The sequence below is a fragment of the Paenibacillus sp. FSL P4-0176 genome (assembly GCF_037975265.1).
Classification (GTDB): domain Bacteria; phylum Bacillota; class Bacilli; order Paenibacillales; family Paenibacillaceae; genus Paenibacillus; species Paenibacillus amylolyticus.
On the sequence record NZ_CP150242.1, the window covers coordinates 1,311,497 to 1,330,941 of the forward strand.

Here is a 19,445-nt window from a genome sequence, read left to right on the forward strand (position 1 = left end):
AACCTTGTTCATAGCAATGTGTTGGACACTGGAAACGATTTTAAGTGAACGGAGTAAAGCTGGTTGCCACTTCACGATATTTTACGAGCAAGCATGTATACCAAAAAGGTTTGGATGAGATTATCCAGACCTTTTTTTATATGGGTTTGCTTTTGAGCAATAGTTATGGTTAACCCAATCTTACAAAATCATTGACCATCGGCTTTCGCAAGGGAGCCTTCCTCACGTTGACGGTGCTGAACTTCATTGGAGCATTCGGAATGCGTATCAGGATCTTTTTCCGCATAACGGGCTAATGCCTTCGCAGCTGTTTCGGACATCCGCTCCCGCAGCACTGTGTGGTCAGCGATTCGAACCCGTTTGCCGAGAAAACGCATTTTGGATAAGACGTAATCCATCTCATTGCGCGGAACGGTCAGCTCGATCCGATATGTCTGCTTGGCTTCCAGGTACTCGACCTGTTTTTCGAAGCAGGAGAATGCATAGAGGATTCGGGACAGTTCCTGATTGAACTCGGGCAGTACCTCGATGGTGATGGTCGTTTTGCGCTTCTCCGTTATCGCAGCAATCCGGGCAGTGTAACCCGAAGCGGTATCCAGTTCAACCGGTTGGGCTTCCACGGTAACGATGCTGTGCAGCTTGGTCGACATTAGTTTGTCGAAGCGAGGCGCATACCATAGCACGTACCATTCTTTTTTGACCATGGAATACTCCAGTTTGTACGGGAAGCCGAATTCATCATGGCTCGTGCGTCCATTGCGGACGCGACCCGTCATGCGAAATCCCTGATGATGCAGAATGATTAGCCGTAACTGTCGAAGTAGTGGGTGAGAGACACTGTTTTCTTCGCTTTTGGCTTTTTCAGTCAGGTAATCTTGAAGGTTCAGGTCCTGCTCACCATTCAGCATGTTGTACATTTTATCCAACGTTACAGCGCTCAGCGCTTCTCTCGCAGTAGGGTGGTTCAGCATCATGCGAAGCCAGGCCCGTTCCTGTGAGGTCCAGGTGAACAGTCCGGTTTCATTCAGTCGTGTCATCATCTGGTAATTGAACATCTTCTCGAACAGGTTCATAATATTCCGCAATCTCCTTCCATTCCTTAATCATCTCCTGGCGTAGTCTCTGAGGTGCGATTATTTCGCAGCTTGAGCCAAAACTCCGTAACCACGGTTTGATCTCGGTGGTACCGTTGACCTGGATTTCGTAGAGAAAGGTATGATCCGTTTCGGGTATAATTTTGCCCCATTGACCTTGCAGACGAACCCGATCCAGAATAAAGTTGCGCTGACCACGCTCCGGGTGGAAAAAGCGAGCTTGAACCGTCACGGTATTTCCCGTATCCACGAGCCAACTGTAGCGACTAATGTCGGTCCACTGCTGCTTCAGTTCGAGCATGTATTGCTCTTCTACTGAATCTTGTTCCTCCAACTGTGTTATGCCTTCCATGCGGAATTTCACAAAGCCGCGGCGGCCCTGATATCCAATTACATACCAACGACCATACTGATGGTCATAGATCACTTCAAGGGGCACGATCCGGTTGGATAGACCACCTGCTTCCCGTTCAAAGCGTGGATTCGTATTCTGTGAACTGTAGCTGGATGGTTTTTTCGGTGAATAGTATAGGAACTGCACACGTTTACACTGACGAATCGCACTAAGCAGCGTGTAGAGATGAGCCTCGTCCAGGATACGAGAATAATAGTGATACTTATAGATATAGGGCTCGGTAGCTTCTTCTTGCGGGAAACTTGCCGTAATGGCTTTTTTTAAACTGTCGCGCAATAAGTACCCCTGTACGGAAGGAACCTGGGTGTTCGCCATCATATCCACAAAATCATACAACTCCAGCTGTTCCTCGACTGTCAATTCGGTAAGGGCGTCCTGTTGTAAAGCATATCGATACGGTCTGCCACCCGGCTCTTTTCGGATAACCCCAACCTCTTCCAGATACTTCAGATCGGAACGAATGGTTTTCTCGTCAGGTAACGCCAGATCCTCCGGCAGATCAGCACAGCAGGCGTCCAGCAGTTCCATCGCGGTCAGGGTTTTATGTTGTAAGGTATGCAAAAGGACAGAAAGCCGCTGAACTTCAGTCTCTTTCATCGACTTGGCGCGGAAGAGGAAGAGCAACATAGGCTCTGCCGACTCCCCGTATTGGAAGCGGACGAGATCTGCCATTTCCCGGCCTGCTTCGGCACTTGAGCGTTGGTCGGCGACGGTCTGCATGATTTCTTTTAATCTGCGATTGGTTTTATCAAAGGTATGTACGGATATGCCAAGTCGCTCGGCATATTGTTTGCGGTTATATGCACCGCTTGTTAGGGATAACATGCGTAAGAACTGAATTTCTTTGTCAAAACTCTCTCTTGCCATGAACATTCACTCCTTGTTATCCCTTCATTGTAGCAGGATGAGTGGCAGGTTTCATTTTAAAGTTATGAAGGTCGTCATACTTTTACCATGTTCGCGTGTGGGTGCGTGAGGCATAATAAGGTTGTGAAGCGGGGCAGCAACAAGCGCTGTGAATCAAGGTTCCGAGGCGCCAGGGAGGGTTACTTCGACTGTTAATCGACCAGGTCGTTGGTTCGAATCCAATCGCCGCCGTTCATGGCGGTGTAGCTCAGCGGTAGAGCGGGTATTATACCTTCCCACCTTTTTCCTCGGAACATTTTATTATGAAAGAACAGCAAATAGACTCACACCGGGAGGTCATGAGTGATGAGCAGAGCGAAACAATTATTTAATCAACCTCAGCCAACGACACGTAATCATGGGGGCTACGGAGCCTATGAGCGATTGGTGGAGGAACAATATATACAGATGTTGATGACCAATACATTGAACAATACGTTTTATACAGATACACAGCAACTGATGGACGATGCGATGGTCAGTCATCAGGAGATGGCTGAGGTCGATGCAGGGTTTATGGCGCGGGCGCTGGTCTATGCTCGTAATGAAGGTTTGATGCGGTTACAGCCTCTATACGGGCTGGCACTCTTGTCCAAGGTGGACCCGGATCAGTTTGCAAAGGTATTCTCCAAGGTCGTACAGACACCGGCTGACTTGGCCGATTTTCTGACGATTCTGAGAGGATTGGGTCGGGGGCAGGGCGGCCGAGCGGTGAAACGTCAGGTAAGTCAATTTTTGAACGGCATTACTGAATATTGGGCGATCAAATACAACGGGCGTGGGCGTGGATACAGTCTGGGCGATATGATCGCTACAGCACATCCCAAGCCGATAGATCTGAAGCAGCAAGCCTTATTCCGTTATTTGCGCGGGCTTGAGGTGGATCTTACGGAACTACCGCAGTTGCAGGCGCTTGAAAAGCTGAAAGCTACTCCAAACCCGGCAAGCCGGATGCATCTGATCGAGAAAGGTAAACTGCCGTATTCGGTGGTCACCTCGATCATGCAACCGACACGTACGGTGTGGGAGGCGTTAATGTCACAGATGCCGACTTTTGCGTTGCTGCGCCATCTGAATGCAATGGATCGTGCGGGAGTCTTTGAAAAATCGAAAAATATCGATTACGTAACAGGTCGTCTAACGGATGCAGAAGCCCTGCGTAAGTCGCGCATCTTACCATTCCGATTCGCCAGTGCATATGAAATGATTGCGAGAGAAGAGTTGCGGGATGCTTTGCGGCAAGCGGTGGAGCTATCCATTGGCAACCTGCCAACACTGCCGGGAAGAACCGCTATTTTCCTGGATCGCTCCGGTTCCATGAAAGGGGATTATTTGCGGATTGGTTCGGTGCTGGCACTGGCGCTTTATAAACAAACAAGAGGTAACGCACTGTTCTGGTTATTCGACCATATGGTTGAGGATGCTCGTCCCAAGATGGATGAGAGCATCCTTTCCCAAGCTCACCGTATTCGCGCACAAGGTGGAACAGACACCGGTCGACCGGTGCGGGAACTTCGGGATATCGGAGAAAAAGTGGATCAGATCATTATGATCACCGATGAACAGCAGAATGAAGGAAGCCCATTATATGCCGAGCTCGAGCGATATCGCCGGATGATGAATCCGGAGCTGAAGGTATTTATTGTGGATATAGCACCTTATCGGCAGGCAATGGTACCGCCACGGGATGGCAAAACCTTTTACATCTACGGTTGGAGTGAAACGGTATTGACGTATATTGCTGAGACTGTAGCAGGATATGATACACTCGCGAACCGAGTGAGAGAGATAGAGATTTAAATTGGGGAATTTGGAGGCAACTGACGATGACCTATGTTGATGAAGAAATGAAAGATACGATCAAACAACAGCTCAAACAGATTGAACAGGAGGAGCAGGTACAGATCATCTATGCCTGTGAATCGGGCAGTCGGGCGTGGGGGTTTCCTTCACAGGATAGTGATTATGATGTTCGTTTCTTGTATGTAAGACCGCTGGAGTGGTACTTGTCGATTGAGGATAAAAGGGATGTTATCGAACGCCCCATCAGTGATCAGCTCGATATTAATGGTTGGGATCTGCGTAAGGCTTTGAAGCTGTTTCGCAAATCAAATCCACCGTTACTGGAGTGGCTGCAATCCCCCATTCAGTATGATGAACAGTATAACGTGGCACAGCATATCCGTGCACTGTCGCCTTTGACCTTCTCGCCCAAGTCCTGCATGTATCATTATCTGAATATGGCAAAGGGCAATTTCCGCGATTATTTACAAGGGGACCAGGTGAGGATTAAAAAGTATTTCTATGTGCTACGTCCCTTACTCGCTTGTGGCTGGATCGAACGTTATGATGCAATGCCACCGATGGCATTTGAAGAGCTTGTGCAAGAACTTGTACCTGCGACTACACCGCTATATACGGAGATTCATGAGTTACTACGCCGGAAAAAGGCGGGCGAGGAACTGGATCTGGAGCCGCAGTTGCCAGCAATACAAGCTTTTTTGGCTTTGAAGATCGAGCATTTTGAACGAATGGCCGGCAAGATGGATAATGAGCAAATTATTGAATTTGAAGAATTGGACCGGATTTTCCGTTTTGCATTACAAGAGGTGTGGGGCGAAGGGGAATAAGAGGAAGAAAGTTATGTACTGGCGACGCTTTCTCTGGAGTCAGGGTGAGTATATCCGCGTTTGTAACCTGTTATGTGAAAATAAATTTTGTTATTCACCTATATTGTATGGGTAATTATGGTATGATACTCTGGCTAAACTAATTGCTGGAGGTTATCCGTATGCGTATCAAAGTAATAAGCAGTTTGCTTGCCATTTTTATGATTTTTGCTACTGTTGCGTCTGCCCATCCGGGAAGAACAGATGCAAATGGGGGACATACCTGTCGAACCAACTGTGCAAAATGGGGGCTGAAACAAGGGGAATATCATTATCACAACGGAGGTTCTTCTTCGAGTTCCAAATCTTCCTCTTCAAGTTCATCCAGTTCAGGAAGTACCAAGAAAAGTAACAAGTCTTCAACGGCAACCCAAAAGAAAGCCACTCCTAAACCAGAATATATCAAGTCTGCTGTTCAGGTGAAGGTGAATGGTTCCAAGGTTATTTTCACCGAGTCTCCAATTATAATGAATAACACGAATCTCGTACCTCTGCGTGAGATGGCCAAAGCAATGAAAGCCAAAACGTCTTGGGACAGTAAGACTCAGACCATTACCGTTACCAAAGACAAGTACAAGCTAATCTTTACCTTGAGCAGTAAAAAGGTGAAGGTTAACGGAAAAGAAGTCACCCTACAGGCAGCACCCAAAGAAATTAAGGGAACAACGTACATTCCACTCAGAGTTTTGGTAGAAGGGCTTGGGGCATCCCTCACTTCATCTGGTAATACGCTGACGGTGAAAGTCAAATAATAAGAATAAGAATAAGAATTCATAAAGAAGCAGGTTCGGAGTTTATCCGACCTGCTTTTTTTGTGTGTGTATGAACTTCGTTATAGTGAGTAATTTATCAGGCTGTTTTTCTTAGTGCGGAGCGTTAGGGATTTTCCGAATCAGTTGGTATGAGCAACGGCGCGAATCTCAATCAGTTGATGAGGGAAGGCCAGACCCGATGTCCCAACCATCGTAACAGCCGGACGATGAGTACCAATGTACTCTTTATACACGGCAACACATGGCTCAAGATGCTCCTGCGGGTGAACCAAAAAAATCTCCAGTTCAGCAATGTTCGACTTGGTCACGTTAAATCCTGCGAGCACGCGATCCAAGTTATCCAATGTCTGGCGAACCTGTGCTTCAATATCTTCGACACCAATAAACGTTCCCTGCATATCATGTGAAAATTGTCCTGCAATGTAGATCGTACCGTTAACACTGTATCCCTGAGCAACGCTAAATGCTTCTTCCCACGGGACACCGTGGCTATATATTTGAGCTGTAGACATATATTTCTCTCCTTTGGGAATTCAAGATAAGGTTAGTATAAACGGAGAAAAACGACTTGGGCAGTACGCACTTTCATGACAGTGACTATCCATTGGGATAGTGTAAACACGGTGTTTGTGAGCCTAACGACTCATTTCAGAGAATCTTTATATCAGGATATTTAATTTAGGTATAACTAACTTAAGTCCTATATCCTTCCACTAGAATCTGGGTAATAATTATAGTAGGCAAGTGATTAATGGAATCTCATAACGTAACGATAGGGGGTAACCTGTATGGCATCTGTGATTCTGCTGGTGAAACAGACGGAGGACGATGAGAAGGTTATTTATCGCTTCGGACCGAATGAGCGGAAGATGGGACTTATTGAGATGAATAAGATCAAGGAAAGTGTGAAGGAACTTGAACCTGTCCAGGTGGATGGGGTAAGTCCGAGTTTTTTCTTTAACCGAGCTGCGCAGCGACTGGTACGATGTTTATTCAGGGAAGGCGGCAAGTTCCCGGAACGGACGACGTTTGAAACATAGTTTCAGCACCGCAAAAATAAGTCCACAACCCTTCTCATGGGTCATGGACTTATTTTTCGTTTCAGAACGTTTTGGCATAAGAGATCAGTGCCGTAATTGTGATGATATTAAGCAACGTTGAGATCAGCACCGTCTGGGCTGCAAAATCGGGTTCGTTATCGTATTCTTCTGCGAGAATGGATGAGTTGACACCCGTCGGCATACCGGAAGCGATAATAAGTGCCTGTGCAGCGATACCTTCCAACCCAAGCAGAAGCACAATCGAAATCCCGATAGCCGGGCCAATCAGAAGACGCAAAAATGTGCTAATATACACATCAAGACGGTACAGTTGAATTGGATATTTTACAATCTGTGCTCCGAGTGTCAGCAGCGCCACGGCAACCATACTTTGCTGCGCATAGGTCAGCGGCATGGACAGGAACGTAGGCAAGGGAACCTTCCACATGTGTAACAGAATCCCCAGCAAGAGTGCATACGGAACGGGCATTTTAAGAAATCCAATAATCACGGCACGGTAATTACCTTTGAGCTTCGCGCCCTGAATGGACAACACGCCATAGGTAAATGTCAGTAATGCCTGCAAAGACATGACCAGCGCCTGAATGGAAGAGGCGAGTGGATCGCCGCGGAATACCAGTGCATTGATGGGCAGTCCATAGTTGCCTGCGTTATCCAGCATAATGCTGTTATTGAAGGCAGCTTTCATGCCTTTATTCATCTTAAGTGAGCGCGCAAATACAGAACCTACAATATAGAGAATTAATACATATATTGCGTAAAAGAGTGTCACAGTCCCGACCAGTTCGCCGGACATATCCGAGTGATACATGCTCATAAAGACGGCTGCGGGGGTAATACAATAGAAATTGATTTTGGCGAGGGTGTACAAGTCCAGCTTGAACACCTTTTGCATCCAGGACCCGACGGCGATCAGAAGAAAGACGGGCAGGACGACTTCAAGCATGATGTCTGCAATCATCAGTTCAGCTTCCTTTTTCATGAAAATTTCAATCCGATTTCGAAAATACTTTGCTTATTATATCATTTTATACACACATGAAAGCGTGAATTGACTAAAAAAGATAAGGGGGATTCCCATTATGATTCCAGATCATCTGGATGTTGGTTTATCGATTCTGTTTATTGGCTTCAATCCGAGCATTACGTCTGGAGAGACGGGTCATCATTATGCTTACAAAGGAAACCGGTTCTGGCGCATTCTTGAACGTTCGGGATTAACCCCGCGTTTATATGATGCACAGGAGGATGGAGAGTTGCTGAAGCTGGGATATGGATTCACAAATATTGTGGCCCGTCCCACCAGAGGTATGGAGGACATTACGAAGGAAGAGTACGCAGAAGGACGACAGATTTTACGGCAAAAGTTGGAGAAATACCGACCGGACATCGCCTGTTTTGTCGGAAAAGGAGTGTACACCCAGTACAGCAAGCGTACCAAAGTGCAATGGGGATTTCAGGACGACCCGGTCGTCAAGGAAATTCAGGAGTTCGTCGCTCCGTCGTCCAGTGGACTCGTGCGCATGTCGATGGATGAGATTGTGGCGATCTATTCACAGCTTGCTGATTTTGTTACGGAGAAGAAGTAACTTTAAGAGGAGTATTGCCCTTTGAAACTGACATAGATAAATAGACTTAAATTATGATAGTATTACAGGTAAATATTACTATTTTATTTCAATTGGAAGGGGCGGTAGATTTACAGTGGTGGAGATTGAACGATTCAATAAGACTGTTTATAAAAATTTGGAGCAAATCTTTCTCAAGCTCGATAACAGGCTTGATTTGAAATTACACGCTGTTGTTTTAGATAAACATAAGAAATTTAATAAAACGATGCGAGTTAAAAGTGTACTGAGTGACGAGGAAGGTCAAGCACCCGAAGTTATTGAGGAGATTTTGACAGGGTTAAAGGAATTAGCAGAGAAGGTTGGATTTTCAAATGATGAATGGGCGAACACAGATGATGGTATCTTACAATTTTTATGTAATACGAATACAACTGATATAAATGAAATATATTCGGAACTCAATATCGTGAATACTGATATTACTGAAGATCAGGAGCTTGAAGGTGGGACTGCTGTCACAATAAAACAGTATAAAAAGTATATGAGTGAATGGAATTTGTTGTACACAAATTATTTTGATGTGAAAGTTGACGATGAAAAATTTACAATACAGTACATACTGTCCATTGAGTGTATGGATTCGAGTATCAGAAATATATTTTTGGAGAAATCCCAACTTTCTTTTCTTAGAATGGTTCTCGATTATTACTATATAGATTATTTCCAATTAAATGAATATAAGGAATTGAATTTAAATAATAATACAGAATTAGAGAATCAGTATAAGGAAAATCATGTGCAGTTCCTGCAACGTATGGCGCGAATATTCTTTGGAAAGGTTCAAGATTTCATTAGTAAGGGAAGCAACTTGAATGATGTGGAAAATGAGGATGAAGACCTTAGTAAGATAGTAACTAACCAGTACTATATTAATAATTTACTAGAAAAAATTGATGGTATTTCTACAAGGACTTATGAGGGTGAAAATCCATTTGGATGTATGTTAATTTTGAAACCAAATTTGTTGAATGATGGAAACTTAATTAATTATTCAATCAGGTTTGAGAACGATCAATCGATAAATTTTGAAGATGCAAGGAGAATCAGAAAATTACTGGAGCTTACCAATAATGAGAACGATCTTTATCTTATCGCTGATGATGAGGTAATTTACGGAATTGGCGAGATCAATTGGAATCAGATTAAAGATAATCTGGTTTTTAAAATCGAGTTTAAAGGAATATCTAAATATGACTTACTTCTTGTAACGGTTAAAGAGCAGCAAAATTCCGGTACCCGTGTTGTTGTTGAAAAAGAAGCAAAAGTCTTTAAAATGACTGCTAGTCTTGAAATTGTATCTAGTAAATTATGCAGTATTGTATTTAAACAGCCGGGAATCGGTTCGGGAGAATTCACTTCGGAACTTTTTGAACGAACTATGAAAACAGAATTTAAAGGGGAAAATCCTGAGGTTACGGAAGAGCAGATAGAAAAGCTTAGGATTGTGATTAAAAAAGCTACAGAACAGCAGAGTGGGACGATGGTAGTTATAACTAGCGTTAAAACCGCAGAAGATGAACTGAAGAAATTGAAAAAACAATCCACAGCGATTATCCCAACAGAAATCAGACCAGAATTCATCAAACATCTGACGTCAATTGATGGAGCAATATATTTCGATACTATGGGAAAATGCCATGCGATTGGAGTCATATTGGATGGACTTGCACATGAGAATTTAGGAGATGCAAGCCGAGGTGCAAGGTTTCATTCTGCTTATCGTTATTTAGAAAAGTTGAAAAAACATGAGAAAGGTAAAAAGGCTTGTGTTATAGCAATCATCTCAGAGGACGGAATGGTTAATCTCATACCAGAACAAGCTAATGAATTAATAGTAAGGCAACTGGTTAGAGAAATGATAGAACTCATTAAGAAAAAAGGGGAAAACGAAAAAACGTCAATAGAACAAGAAATTTTGGAATATGAGGGACGTTTAGAAGTAATTGCGGATGAGAAAGATATCGATCATCATCATTATTTCAAAATTGCAGAAGCGTATAATATCAATTTATTATATTCAGAAGCATCAAAATACTATAAAAAAGGTTTAACTGAAAGTGGTCATTTGATTGTTGAATATGATCGTGCTTTGGGTTTATGTCTTTTAAATTATGCATTTACAATGAAAGAAGATAATGAGCATAGACTACAAATTTTTGAGGAAGCATTCGAACAGTTCAACCAGTTAATAGAAAATGTTTCTGTTTCGGATTTGTCTCATAATGATTACAATTGTCGGGCAGTTACGTTGAATCACTTGGGAATAGGAAAAAACAAAAAAGAACTGTTGGATGAGTCATTGGCAGATTATGATAAAGCTTTAGAAATTAAAAAGGAAGGTAAGAAAAATATCCTCTATAACAATCGTGGAATTCTCCATATGAGTAGGAATAATTTACAATTGGCTCTTGAGGACTTTATATCTGCTGAAATGGAATATTCAGTTCAGAAACAAATAACGAATATTGAAAAAATAATTAAAACGGATACGGTGCTGTTGGTTCAAGCTATAGGCAAATATATAGAAATGAAAGAATTGAAGAAAAATATTGATAACCTCGAAAAAGTTTTAAAAAAGGTAGGATCTGAGTTTTTAGATGATTATCCTGAAGTTGCTGCTGCACTAGAAAAGAGTGAGTTGATAACCAGTACAGATATTGTAGAGACGCAAGGTGGAGAAATATGAGTGTCAACAAAGCAGGATTGATAAAAATATCTTCTTCAACAGAATATAGCTCATTTGCAGTGGTTTTTATTCACGGAATAGGTGGTGATCCTCATGATACATGGAGAAAAGACCCACAGACAAAAACGATGATTGAGTTGCTAGGACAAGAGGCAACTATGAGTGGTGTTACATTTTATAGTTATGGCTATAGGACGGGAACTATACCCCTACAATATGATTTTAAGACAGTGGCCAAATTATTGCATTCAGACATACAGGCAAATTTAGCAGGGAAAAATCTTGTTTTTATTGCCCATAGTATGGGAGGGCTGATAGTTCAGAAGTACATCGTGGATCGTTATGATTCGTATGAGAGTGCTGAACTGAAATATGTAAAAGGTGTAGTCTATCTATCAGTCCCTTTTCATGGATCTGGATGGGCGGAGTTGTTACCTAAAAAAATGGTAAATAGGCAAATTCGATCGTTAAGAAGGAAAAACAAGGATCTAGTTCAGCTAGAAGATAATTGGAACAAGTATGTATACAGGGGTGGAATAGAGAAGCTTGTTGAATCGTTAAAACATGAAATTTCACAAATTTCTTTTTACGGGGTACGCGACAAAGTGGTGATAGAATCATCTTCCACACCATTATATCTTGGTTCAGAAGTTAACTATGTTGATGAGACTCACAAAAGTATTTGTAAAATAGATGACAACAGTACGGTGTATAAAATGATTCGTAGTTTTTTGATAAAACTAATAGTGCCCCAAAGTATCAAGAGAGATCACATGATTTTACATGTTCATGGATTTGATAAGCAGCAACTTCCAGAGAATGCTCATTTTGAACTGGATTGGACAGAATACTTTGATGCTAACACATCCCCTCGAAGGCTTCCAACTTCTGAAGAATGGGGGGTTATAAGTAGAGAATTAAATGAGGCTGCCAAATATTGGGCTGAGAAGAAAGTAACTGTTGAAAGCTCCATTAGAGTATATGCGAAGCTTAATCTTCCAGGGGGAGTATTAATCGGGAGTCGTTTTTCACGGATAAAAGGAGTACATATTGAAGTAGCTCAATATGAGCAGATATGGTCTTCTAGGGAATTAAGCTCACTCTTCAAAGTTGCTAAAAAAACGCAATTAGGAAACGATATAACTAATAAGAGAGCAGTAATGGTATTGAGTGTAACTAGAGATATTGAAAATGATGTAGGAGCACATATGAAAGAAAGTAGTATAAATTACAGTCAGCTTATTAACTTATATCCCGAATCAGGAGCCGACAGAGACAGCATAGTTGATGCTGGACAAGCAGTTACTTTTGCTACCGAGGTTAAGGTCGCTGCTGATGAATTAAAGCAAAGTGGTATTGAGACTATTGATCTATACCTAAACTGTCCAATTGGAGTTGCTATATTGGTTGGTCATTATTTGACAGCGGTTAGTCCTATAAGAATTTATGATTACGCTAATCCTGGATATGTAGTGGCCTGCAGTATTTAATTGGTTCACACAGTTTTAAATGGAGTTCACCTATTCGGCTATTGCCGGAAAGGATGGATTCTTTTTTTTGATAAAGTGAGAGGTTTCGGGAACGGCTTCCGTCTATATAGTACAGAACCATGCATGGAAGCTGTAGAGAAGGGGGATTACATGAATCAACAGATACCGGAGGAGGAGCTTATTCAGCGTATTGTTGCAGGGGATAAGCAGTTGTTCTCCGTGCTTGTGGATCGATATAAAAATAAAGTCTACGGCATCATGCGCGGAATGGGCGCGAGTCATCCGGATGCACAGGATCTCGCTCAGGATACGTTCATTCGTATCTATCGTTATCTCCCGTCGCGGCGGGAGGGAAGCAGTTTCTCGTCGTGGGTGTACACCATTGCGGTGAATCGGATGCGGGATTTTATACGGGAAAAGAAACCCGTCATGTCTCCGGTCGATCAAGGGATTGAACCTGTCAGTAATGAAACACCGGAAAAACGTGTGCTGCATAAAGAGATGCAGCGTGAAATATACCGCCAGCTCGAACAATTACCTGAATCGTATCGTCTGGTGTTATTACTAAAGTACACAAACGAGTTGAGCTATGAAGAGATTGCAGACATTACAGGCATGAGTTCAACCAAAGTACGAAACGCCCTTTATCGCGGGAAAAAAACGCTGAGGAAGCAAATGGAACGCAAAGGAGGTTTAGCTACGTATGAAGCCTATTTCAAGGGATGAAGATCGGTTGTGGGAGGAGCACCTGTACCGTGAGGAGCCGGACGCAGATTTTACGCTTAAGGTCATGCAGAAGCTGGATGGGGTGTCCATGGAGCGTGACGAAGCTGAAAGTCCATGGTCGAGAAAGGTACCCAAGACAAGATGGATATACCGTACGGGGATTGTGGCTGCGGCTGTGCTCCTGTTTGGAGGAGGTGCATGGCTGGCTTGGGATCGGACAGGTGCACCGGAGCAGCCGGTAGTGAGCGCTGTAGATCTTGTTCCACTGCCTAATATTTCCGTGCCGGAAGCGCTACGCTATTCCAGTTTGGCTGATGATTACAAACGTCTTAAACCCCATGGACTAGTGGTGAATCCGAATTTACTTATTGAAGATCAAGGATACAAGCTCAAGATTGAAGATGTGCTGGTGGATCGTTCTCAGATTGTAATGAGGCTGCAACAAACAGCACCTGATGGAACCAGAATGTCAATTTTATATCCTGAAATGGGAAGAATTCATGTCACTGATGAAACAGGAAGAGAGGTTGCGACCCTTGCAAGGGATACCAGAATAAGCAGTGGCTCTCTTGACAAATTTGTATTTCAGTTTCACAAAGATATCCCTGATCAGGTGTTCGTGCGTGGAGAATTAGGACATTTAAAAGTAGGATTGTTCTATAATTTTGTGACAGAGTCATATGAGGAAAGAGACGTTACAGTGGATTGGAGCTTCAAATTCAGCGTTGATATGACCAAAGCCAAATTAATGGCTGTTGAGGCTCCCATGAACAACACCTACACTACTCCTGAGGGCTTGAAACTAGATATGACACAGCTTGTACGCACGCCAAACGGGACCCGCCTTGACATGAACATCAGTCTGGATGATCAACTTCGTGCCAAGGTCGGAGAGAATTGGGCGGATGATATGGATTTAATGTATCATATCGAAATTCCAGAAACGAATGAGTATCGAATTTTTAACGAGAACAGACCCAATGCCCGTCAAGCCAAATTTCGGTTCCGAGATATGAGTAGATTGAGTGAGAATAATGATGGTCAGATGAGGCTTTCTGAGACATGGGATCCTGCTTATGTTACGGTGGATGCGAAGAAGATTCGCTTTGTCCTCGATGGCTACACCATCCCGGTGTGGGAGGAGAAATCCATGGAAGTGGATCTGGATAAGATGCGTAAGGATGCTGAATTCTACACCTACGTACTACAGTTTGAACAATTTGGAGATGAAATTTTATTTTCCAGATACAATTATTGGCCAGTGCAGCAATCATTAAAGCTACCTGAAAGAAACTTTGAAGGGACCTCTTCTCTTGTTTTGGAGGGATCAGGGACTTTCCAAAATGATATTAATGGAGATCAATGGGTGGCTATAGATCATGAAGGAAGGGAGTATCCCGTTGAAGTGATGGGAACTACGGATCAGCCTAATAAAAACGAAGAATACATCGTAGGTGATCTCAGGTTGATTATCCATGGTTTTAAAAAAGAAAATGGAACGAAATTCACTTTGAAACGAACCGCAGTTAACCGAGAGTTCCGTGATGTAAATTGGGAAGTGGACCTTCCATCGTACAGTAGCCTGCCTTGGCTGAAGTAACTATTAATATCATTTTATACTCAGCCATGCAGTAAATGAAGCTTCGAAGGGATGACGTAAGTATGGATCACCAGATTTAAGTGTGGATGTATAGAGACATATAAGCGTATAAGCCTAATATACGAAAAGGCCCTGCATAATGGTATGCGGGGCCTCTTTCGTATGCACCAGATTTATGGGAAAGGCAAGTACCTAAAGAATTCATCTTCAGAAGAGAGCAGTACCCTTTCCGAATTATGCCGATTCCCTTGGAATCAACGTGGTCGATAACATAACGGTTTCTTTTGGTGTCCCCGGGCGTTCGATTCGGCGTTGCAAAGCCTCGACGGCTCGCTGTCCAAGTTCCTCTTTGCACAGGTTAACCGTGGTCAGGGGCGGGGAGGACGTAACGGCAGAATGTACATTGTCGATACCGATGACAAGGCAATCTTTAGGCGTGGAGATGCCCATCTCCTGTAATTTATGCATCCATTGCAAAGCAATATCATCATTAACACCAATCCAGGCATCGGGACGTTTGTCATCTGGCATGTTTTGAATGGCGGTAGCCAATTGGTTAACCCATTCCCCGTTCTCATACGGAATATTCCATTCTCTAAAGCTGGTCGTATGACTGGTGTCCACATGGAAATGGTTCAGAGCCAACTCAATCCCGATTTTCCGCTGGGCGAAACTCGCAGCACGACCATCATCTGTGATGAGGCAGATCCGTCGGCAATTCATAGACATTAGATATCTAGCCACGGTGATGCCAGCTTCCAGATTATCATGGCTGATCGTATCACAATTCAGCAGGGGTTCCTGATGATCTACCAGAATAATAGGACGGCCTGTCTGAGAGAGTCTTTGCAGAACCGTATGAGGGAAAGCCCCCATGACAATAATCCCGGCACAACGTTCCCAGTCCAAGTGAGGAGCAATGGCTTTTTCGGGAGAGGTGTTCTCCTCCGTCACTCCGAGTGAGGGAGATACAATGGCATGATGCCAACCACGATCATTACAGGCGGAGATCATGCCTGACAGAACACGTTGCCAGTAGTGGGGTTCACCGCGGTTGAGCTGATTCATGCATATGAGAGCAAACGGTGGATCGGACGGATCTGCATGGTTTGCAGTAGCAGGACTATTGTTAGCACCCGGAGTACTTTGGCGATATCCTAAAGCCCGAGCGAGTTCGAGTACCCGTGCGCGTGTCGCTTCACTGACACCCGTCTTGCCACTGAGTGCGCGGGAGACGGCATATTTGGATAATCCGAGCTGGTCAGCCAGCGTCTGAATGGATACTTTGCGTGACATATCATTACTCCTTCATTTGACGATCATCTTCTGACACAGTACACTTACAAATAATAATGTTATTATAATTTATCATAACAAAAATAACAATATAATTAGAGTGTTAGCTCCAATCTATATATGTTCAACTAAATATTTACACGATAACGGAGAGGGCAGAAATAACCTGAAGAAGCGAAGCGTGCGCCTTTATCACCGGATTTTCCCTTGAGAAAGGGGAGCGAAAAAATCTGGGGATAACAGCGATCGGAAGGTTATTCTGCAATCGGAGTGCTGGTGTAAAAAATATTAGCTGAACTTAAATAAACCAATTCAAAGGAGACAACATCATGGAACAGTTCAGATTACCGAAAATCCCTATGCCGCATCTGGAATTGCCGCAAGCTGTGCAGGATATTCTGACTGAGGCGGACGAGCGCTTGCAACATCGACCGAGATTGCTGGCTCAGTTTCGCAATTGTTTTCCCAATACGCTGGAAACGACCACGAAGCTACTGGAGGATGGGACAACCTTTGTGATTACAGGGGATATTCCCGCGATGTGGTTAAGGGATTCGGTAGAGCAGGTCATGCATTATGTTCCGCTTGCGAAGGATGACGAGAAGTTGCAACGTATTATAGGAGGCCTGATCAAACGCCATACGTTCTACGCTGATATGGATATCTATGCCAATGCGTTCAATGAAACGGCGAATGGGTGGCATTGGGATGCCAATGATGAGACGGAGATGTCACCTTGGGTGTGGGAACGGAAGTTTGAACTGGATTCCCTCTGTTTCTCCATGAAGCTGGCTTATACATATTGGCGGGAGACTGAACTTACGGATATATTTGACGAGCGCTTCAAGAAAGTGATGGAGAATATCGTACACCTGTGGGAGACAGAACAGCATCACGCAGAGCGTTCACCTTACCGGTTCATGCGGCGCAATTGTCCCGCCCATGATACGCTGCGTAATGAAGGATTGGGTATGCCGGTGAATTATACGGGGATGATTTGGTCCGGATTTCGTCCGAGTGATGATGCCTGTGATTTTCATTATAATATTCCGGCGAACATGTTCGCTGTGGTAACCTTGCGCCAGATGGGGGAGATCGCGAAGTGGGTGTTCCGGGATGAGCAGCTGGTGAGTCAAATGGCTCGTTTGGAAGAAGAGATACGACACGGTATTTCTCTGTACGGTACATACCGTCATCCAGAGTATGGGCAGATCTATGCTTATGAGACGGACGGTTACGGCAACTTTTGTCTGATGGATGATGCGGGCACACCTGGACTGATGTCTATACCGTATATGGAGTATGCTTCGATTGAAGACAGGGTGTATCAGAACACACGGCGATTCATTTTAAGTAAGGAAAATCCGTTTTATTATGAAGGGCGGGTAGCCAAAGGTATTGGTAGCCCTCATACCCCTCCGGGATATATCTGGCACATGGCGCTATCCATGCAGGGTCTGACTGCAGACAATGACGAGGAAATACTGGCGATGATTGAACTACTGGAGAACACAGATGCAGGTACTGGATATATGCATGAGGGTTTCCACGCCGATGATCCAAACACGTTCACCAGACCATGGTTTGCCTGGTCCAACAGCCTGTTCTCGCAGTTGGTGTATAAGGCAATGAAAAAAGGAATTCTATAAAATGATGAAAGTTCCAAAAAAATTGCTCACTGCTCGTGAAGCAGCCGTTCCGGTTACGAATCGTTCTTTTGATCGCTGTTATCCCCGGATTTCCTGATCGACTTTTGTAAAGTCGATCAGGAAATCCGGTGATAAGCGTATGCTTCCGATGCAGCTTTCTTTCAGAAAGCTTTTAGGCGAACGCTTTGCTTCTTCAGAATCGATTTCGTCCCCTACACTACTTTCACTATCGAGCGCGACTGTTTTTGAACGATATCATTTTTAGAATAGGAGAGTAGGTAAAAAACAAGAAAGCCCAAACTGCTGAACTTTGCAGTTGGGCTTTGTTTAATATGAAAAACACAGGCGCTTTGCTATGTGTTTTTCAGTAGATCGGCGATGAACACTTTCTGGCCTGTGCGGGCGCTTTCCAGGGAAGCGAGGACCATGGCCATGCTGAACTGGTTATCGCTGCAATCGGTCTCAGGCAGTCGGCCGGATTCCAGTGCGGCGAACATGTCTTCGAGACAGCCGTGATGACCTGTTTTGTCCATGACAGGCAGTTCCGCTTCAATCCGCTCACTTGGCTGGAAAAAGGATGGTTTGCCGTCAGCATCCAGGCTTTGCGCAGCAACTACTTCAGCATAGATGTCATCATGATCATCCCAGATGGCGGTTCCTTTTTCACCGATTACGCGCCAGCTTGCTTCCCATGATGTGGGTACACCTTCTGCGCACCAAGATCCGCGATAGTTGAATACGGACCCGTCAGACATCTCAAATATACATAACGCCATCGCATTGCCCTGATACCAGGAACCTGGAGGGTTGAACTCATGGCAGTACACCGATACTGGGTTGGCTCCGAGAATATACCGTGCCTGATCAAACGTATGTATCGCCATATCGAGCAGCAGCGGACTATCCATCAGATCACGGAATCCACCGAAGTGTGGCCCGAGGAAAAAGTCGGCTCCTGCGTAACCTACCTGCCCTATAGCTCCGCCGGAAATGAGGTGCTGGTAGGCGCGGATACGCGGATCAAAACGGCGATTCTGCATGACGGCTTGAATGTGTCCTGTGCTGCGAGCGGTTTGCACAATATCTGTGCAGTCGGAGAAGGACTCTGCCAGTGGTTTCTCGCCAAACACGTGACATCCTTCCTTCAAGGCTGTCATGGCAATGCCGTAATGACTCGCCGGGATCGTGACATCGAATACGATATTTGCACCAGTCGTTTGAATGGCTTCACGGATATCGGTGAACGTAGGGCAGGTAAGGCCATGTCTTGTAGCAAAAGCAAGGGCTGTCTGTTCATACAGATCGACCAGTCCGACAATTTCTGTATCTGGCCTTTGCAAGGCATAATCCGCCCACGTGTTTGCCATAGCACCGCAGCCAGCAATAATTACCCGATAAGGATGAGTCATGTTCTCATCTCCTTCGCATGGATTGTGTTATACAGCTCGC

Annotated in this window: 16 protein-coding genes; 10 read left to right on the top strand and 6 right to left on the bottom strand. The window is 44.2% G+C overall.

The annotated features are described in order from the left end of the window. Nucleotides 1-188: 188 nt before the first annotated feature. A complete protein-coding gene (locus MKY95_RS05850; RefSeq protein WP_101314173.1) occupies nucleotides 189-1,073 on the bottom strand; it encodes a WYL domain-containing protein in 885 nt (294 codons plus the stop codon). After that, nucleotides 1,021-2,376 carry a WYL domain-containing protein gene (locus MKY95_RS05855; protein ID WP_101314172.1) on the bottom strand — a complete coding sequence of 452 codons (1,356 nt, stop codon included), beginning with the start codon at nucleotides 2,374-2,376 and terminating at the stop codon, nucleotides 1,021-1,023. Before MKY95_RS05855 ends, MKY95_RS05850 begins: the two co-directional genes overlap by 53 nt. A gap of 345 nt (nucleotides 2,377-2,721) precedes the next feature. Here MKY95_RS05855 and MKY95_RS05860 point away from each other — a divergent pair, with 345 nt between their 5' ends. The 3 genes from MKY95_RS05860 to MKY95_RS05870 all read left to right on the top strand — a co-directional run bounded on the left by MKY95_RS05860 (nucleotide 2,722) and on the right by MKY95_RS05870 (nucleotide 5,836). After that, nucleotides 2,722-4,215 (top strand): TROVE domain-containing protein, encoded by a 1,494-nt coding sequence (locus MKY95_RS05860; protein ID WP_339197526.1) that lies wholly within the window; start codon nucleotides 2,722-2,724, stop codon nucleotides 4,213-4,215. Nucleotides 4,216-4,241: 26 nt separating this feature from the next. After that, on the top strand, nucleotides 4,242-5,045 hold the full coding sequence (locus MKY95_RS05865) for a nucleotidyltransferase domain-containing protein (RefSeq protein WP_339197528.1): 804 nt from the start codon (nucleotides 4,242-4,244) through the stop codon (nucleotides 5,043-5,045). A 161-nt stretch (nucleotides 5,046-5,206) separates the two neighbouring features. Continuing rightward, nucleotides 5,207-5,836 (top strand): copper amine oxidase N-terminal domain-containing protein, encoded by a 630-nt coding sequence (locus MKY95_RS05870; RefSeq protein ID WP_339197531.1) that lies wholly within the window; start codon nucleotides 5,207-5,209, stop codon nucleotides 5,834-5,836. Nucleotides 5,837-5,976: 140 nt separating this feature from the next. Here MKY95_RS05870 and MKY95_RS05875 read toward each other — a convergent pair whose 3' ends face one another. Continuing rightward, nucleotides 5,977-6,369, bottom strand: a complete 393-nt coding sequence (locus MKY95_RS05875; RefSeq protein WP_101314168.1) for a RidA family protein — start codon at nucleotides 6,367-6,369, stop codon at nucleotides 5,977-5,979. A gap of 276 nt (nucleotides 6,370-6,645) precedes the next feature. On the opposite strand from MKY95_RS05875, the gene MKY95_RS05880 reads away from it, so the two are divergent. Next, a complete protein-coding gene (locus MKY95_RS05880) occupies nucleotides 6,646-6,897 on the top strand; it encodes a hypothetical protein (RefSeq protein WP_036606446.1) in 252 nt (83 codons plus the stop codon). Between the two features lie 61 nt (nucleotides 6,898-6,958). Here the strand turns inward: MKY95_RS05880 and MKY95_RS05885 are convergent, their stop codons facing one another. Beyond that, nucleotides 6,959-7,879: an AEC family transporter gene (locus tag MKY95_RS05885; protein ID WP_339199918.1), complete on the bottom strand. Its 921-nt coding sequence runs from the start codon at nucleotides 7,877-7,879 to the stop codon at nucleotides 6,959-6,961. A 121-nt stretch (nucleotides 7,880-8,000) separates the two neighbouring features. On the opposite strand from MKY95_RS05885, the gene MKY95_RS05890 reads away from it, so the two are divergent. The 5 genes from MKY95_RS05890 (at nucleotide 8,001) to MKY95_RS05910 (ending at nucleotide 15,051) form a co-directional block, all read left to right on the top strand. Then, nucleotides 8,001-8,507, top strand: a complete 507-nt coding sequence (locus MKY95_RS05890; protein ID WP_339197536.1) for a mismatch-specific DNA-glycosylase — start codon at nucleotides 8,001-8,003, stop codon at nucleotides 8,505-8,507. Between the two features lie 115 nt (nucleotides 8,508-8,622). Beyond that, nucleotides 8,623-11,235: a diadenylate cyclase gene (locus MKY95_RS05895; RefSeq protein ID WP_339197538.1), complete on the top strand. Its 2,613-nt coding sequence runs from the start codon at nucleotides 8,623-8,625 to the stop codon at nucleotides 11,233-11,235. Then, nucleotides 11,232-12,725 carry an alpha/beta fold hydrolase gene (locus tag MKY95_RS05900; protein ID WP_339197541.1) on the top strand — a complete coding sequence of 498 codons (1,494 nt, stop codon included), beginning with the start codon at nucleotides 11,232-11,234 and terminating at the stop codon, nucleotides 12,723-12,725. Before MKY95_RS05895 ends, MKY95_RS05900 begins: the two co-directional genes overlap by 4 nt. Before the next feature lie 150 nt (nucleotides 12,726-12,875). Continuing rightward, on the top strand, nucleotides 12,876-13,451 hold the full coding sequence (locus MKY95_RS05905; protein WP_036606450.1) for a sigma-70 family RNA polymerase sigma factor: 576 nt from the start codon (nucleotides 12,876-12,878) through the stop codon (nucleotides 13,449-13,451). Next, nucleotides 13,429-15,051, top strand: a complete 1,623-nt coding sequence (locus MKY95_RS05910; RefSeq protein ID WP_036606452.1) for a DUF4179 domain-containing protein — start codon at nucleotides 13,429-13,431, stop codon at nucleotides 15,049-15,051. Before MKY95_RS05905 ends, MKY95_RS05910 begins: the two co-directional genes overlap by 23 nt. Before the next feature lie 234 nt (nucleotides 15,052-15,285). Here MKY95_RS05910 and MKY95_RS05915 read toward each other — a convergent pair whose 3' ends face one another. Beyond that, nucleotides 15,286-16,347, bottom strand: a complete 1,062-nt coding sequence (locus MKY95_RS05915) for a LacI family DNA-binding transcriptional regulator (RefSeq protein ID WP_339197544.1) — start codon at nucleotides 16,345-16,347, stop codon at nucleotides 15,286-15,288. A gap of 329 nt (nucleotides 16,348-16,676) precedes the next feature. Here MKY95_RS05915 and MKY95_RS05920 point away from each other — a divergent pair, with 329 nt between their 5' ends. Further along, nucleotides 16,677-17,996, top strand: coding sequence for a glycoside hydrolase family 125 protein (locus tag MKY95_RS05920; RefSeq protein WP_339197547.1), 1,320 nt, complete (start codon nucleotides 16,677-16,679; stop codon nucleotides 17,994-17,996). Nucleotides 17,997-18,349: 353 nt separating this feature from the next. Here MKY95_RS05920 and MKY95_RS05925 read toward each other — a convergent pair whose 3' ends face one another. Continuing rightward, the gene (locus MKY95_RS05925) at nucleotides 18,350-19,405 is read right to left on the bottom strand and encodes a Gfo/Idh/MocA family oxidoreductase (protein WP_339197550.1); all 1,056 of its coding nucleotides are present in this window, start codon (nucleotides 19,403-19,405) and stop codon (nucleotides 18,350-18,352) included. Between the last annotated feature and the right edge of the window lie 40 nt (nucleotides 19,406-19,445).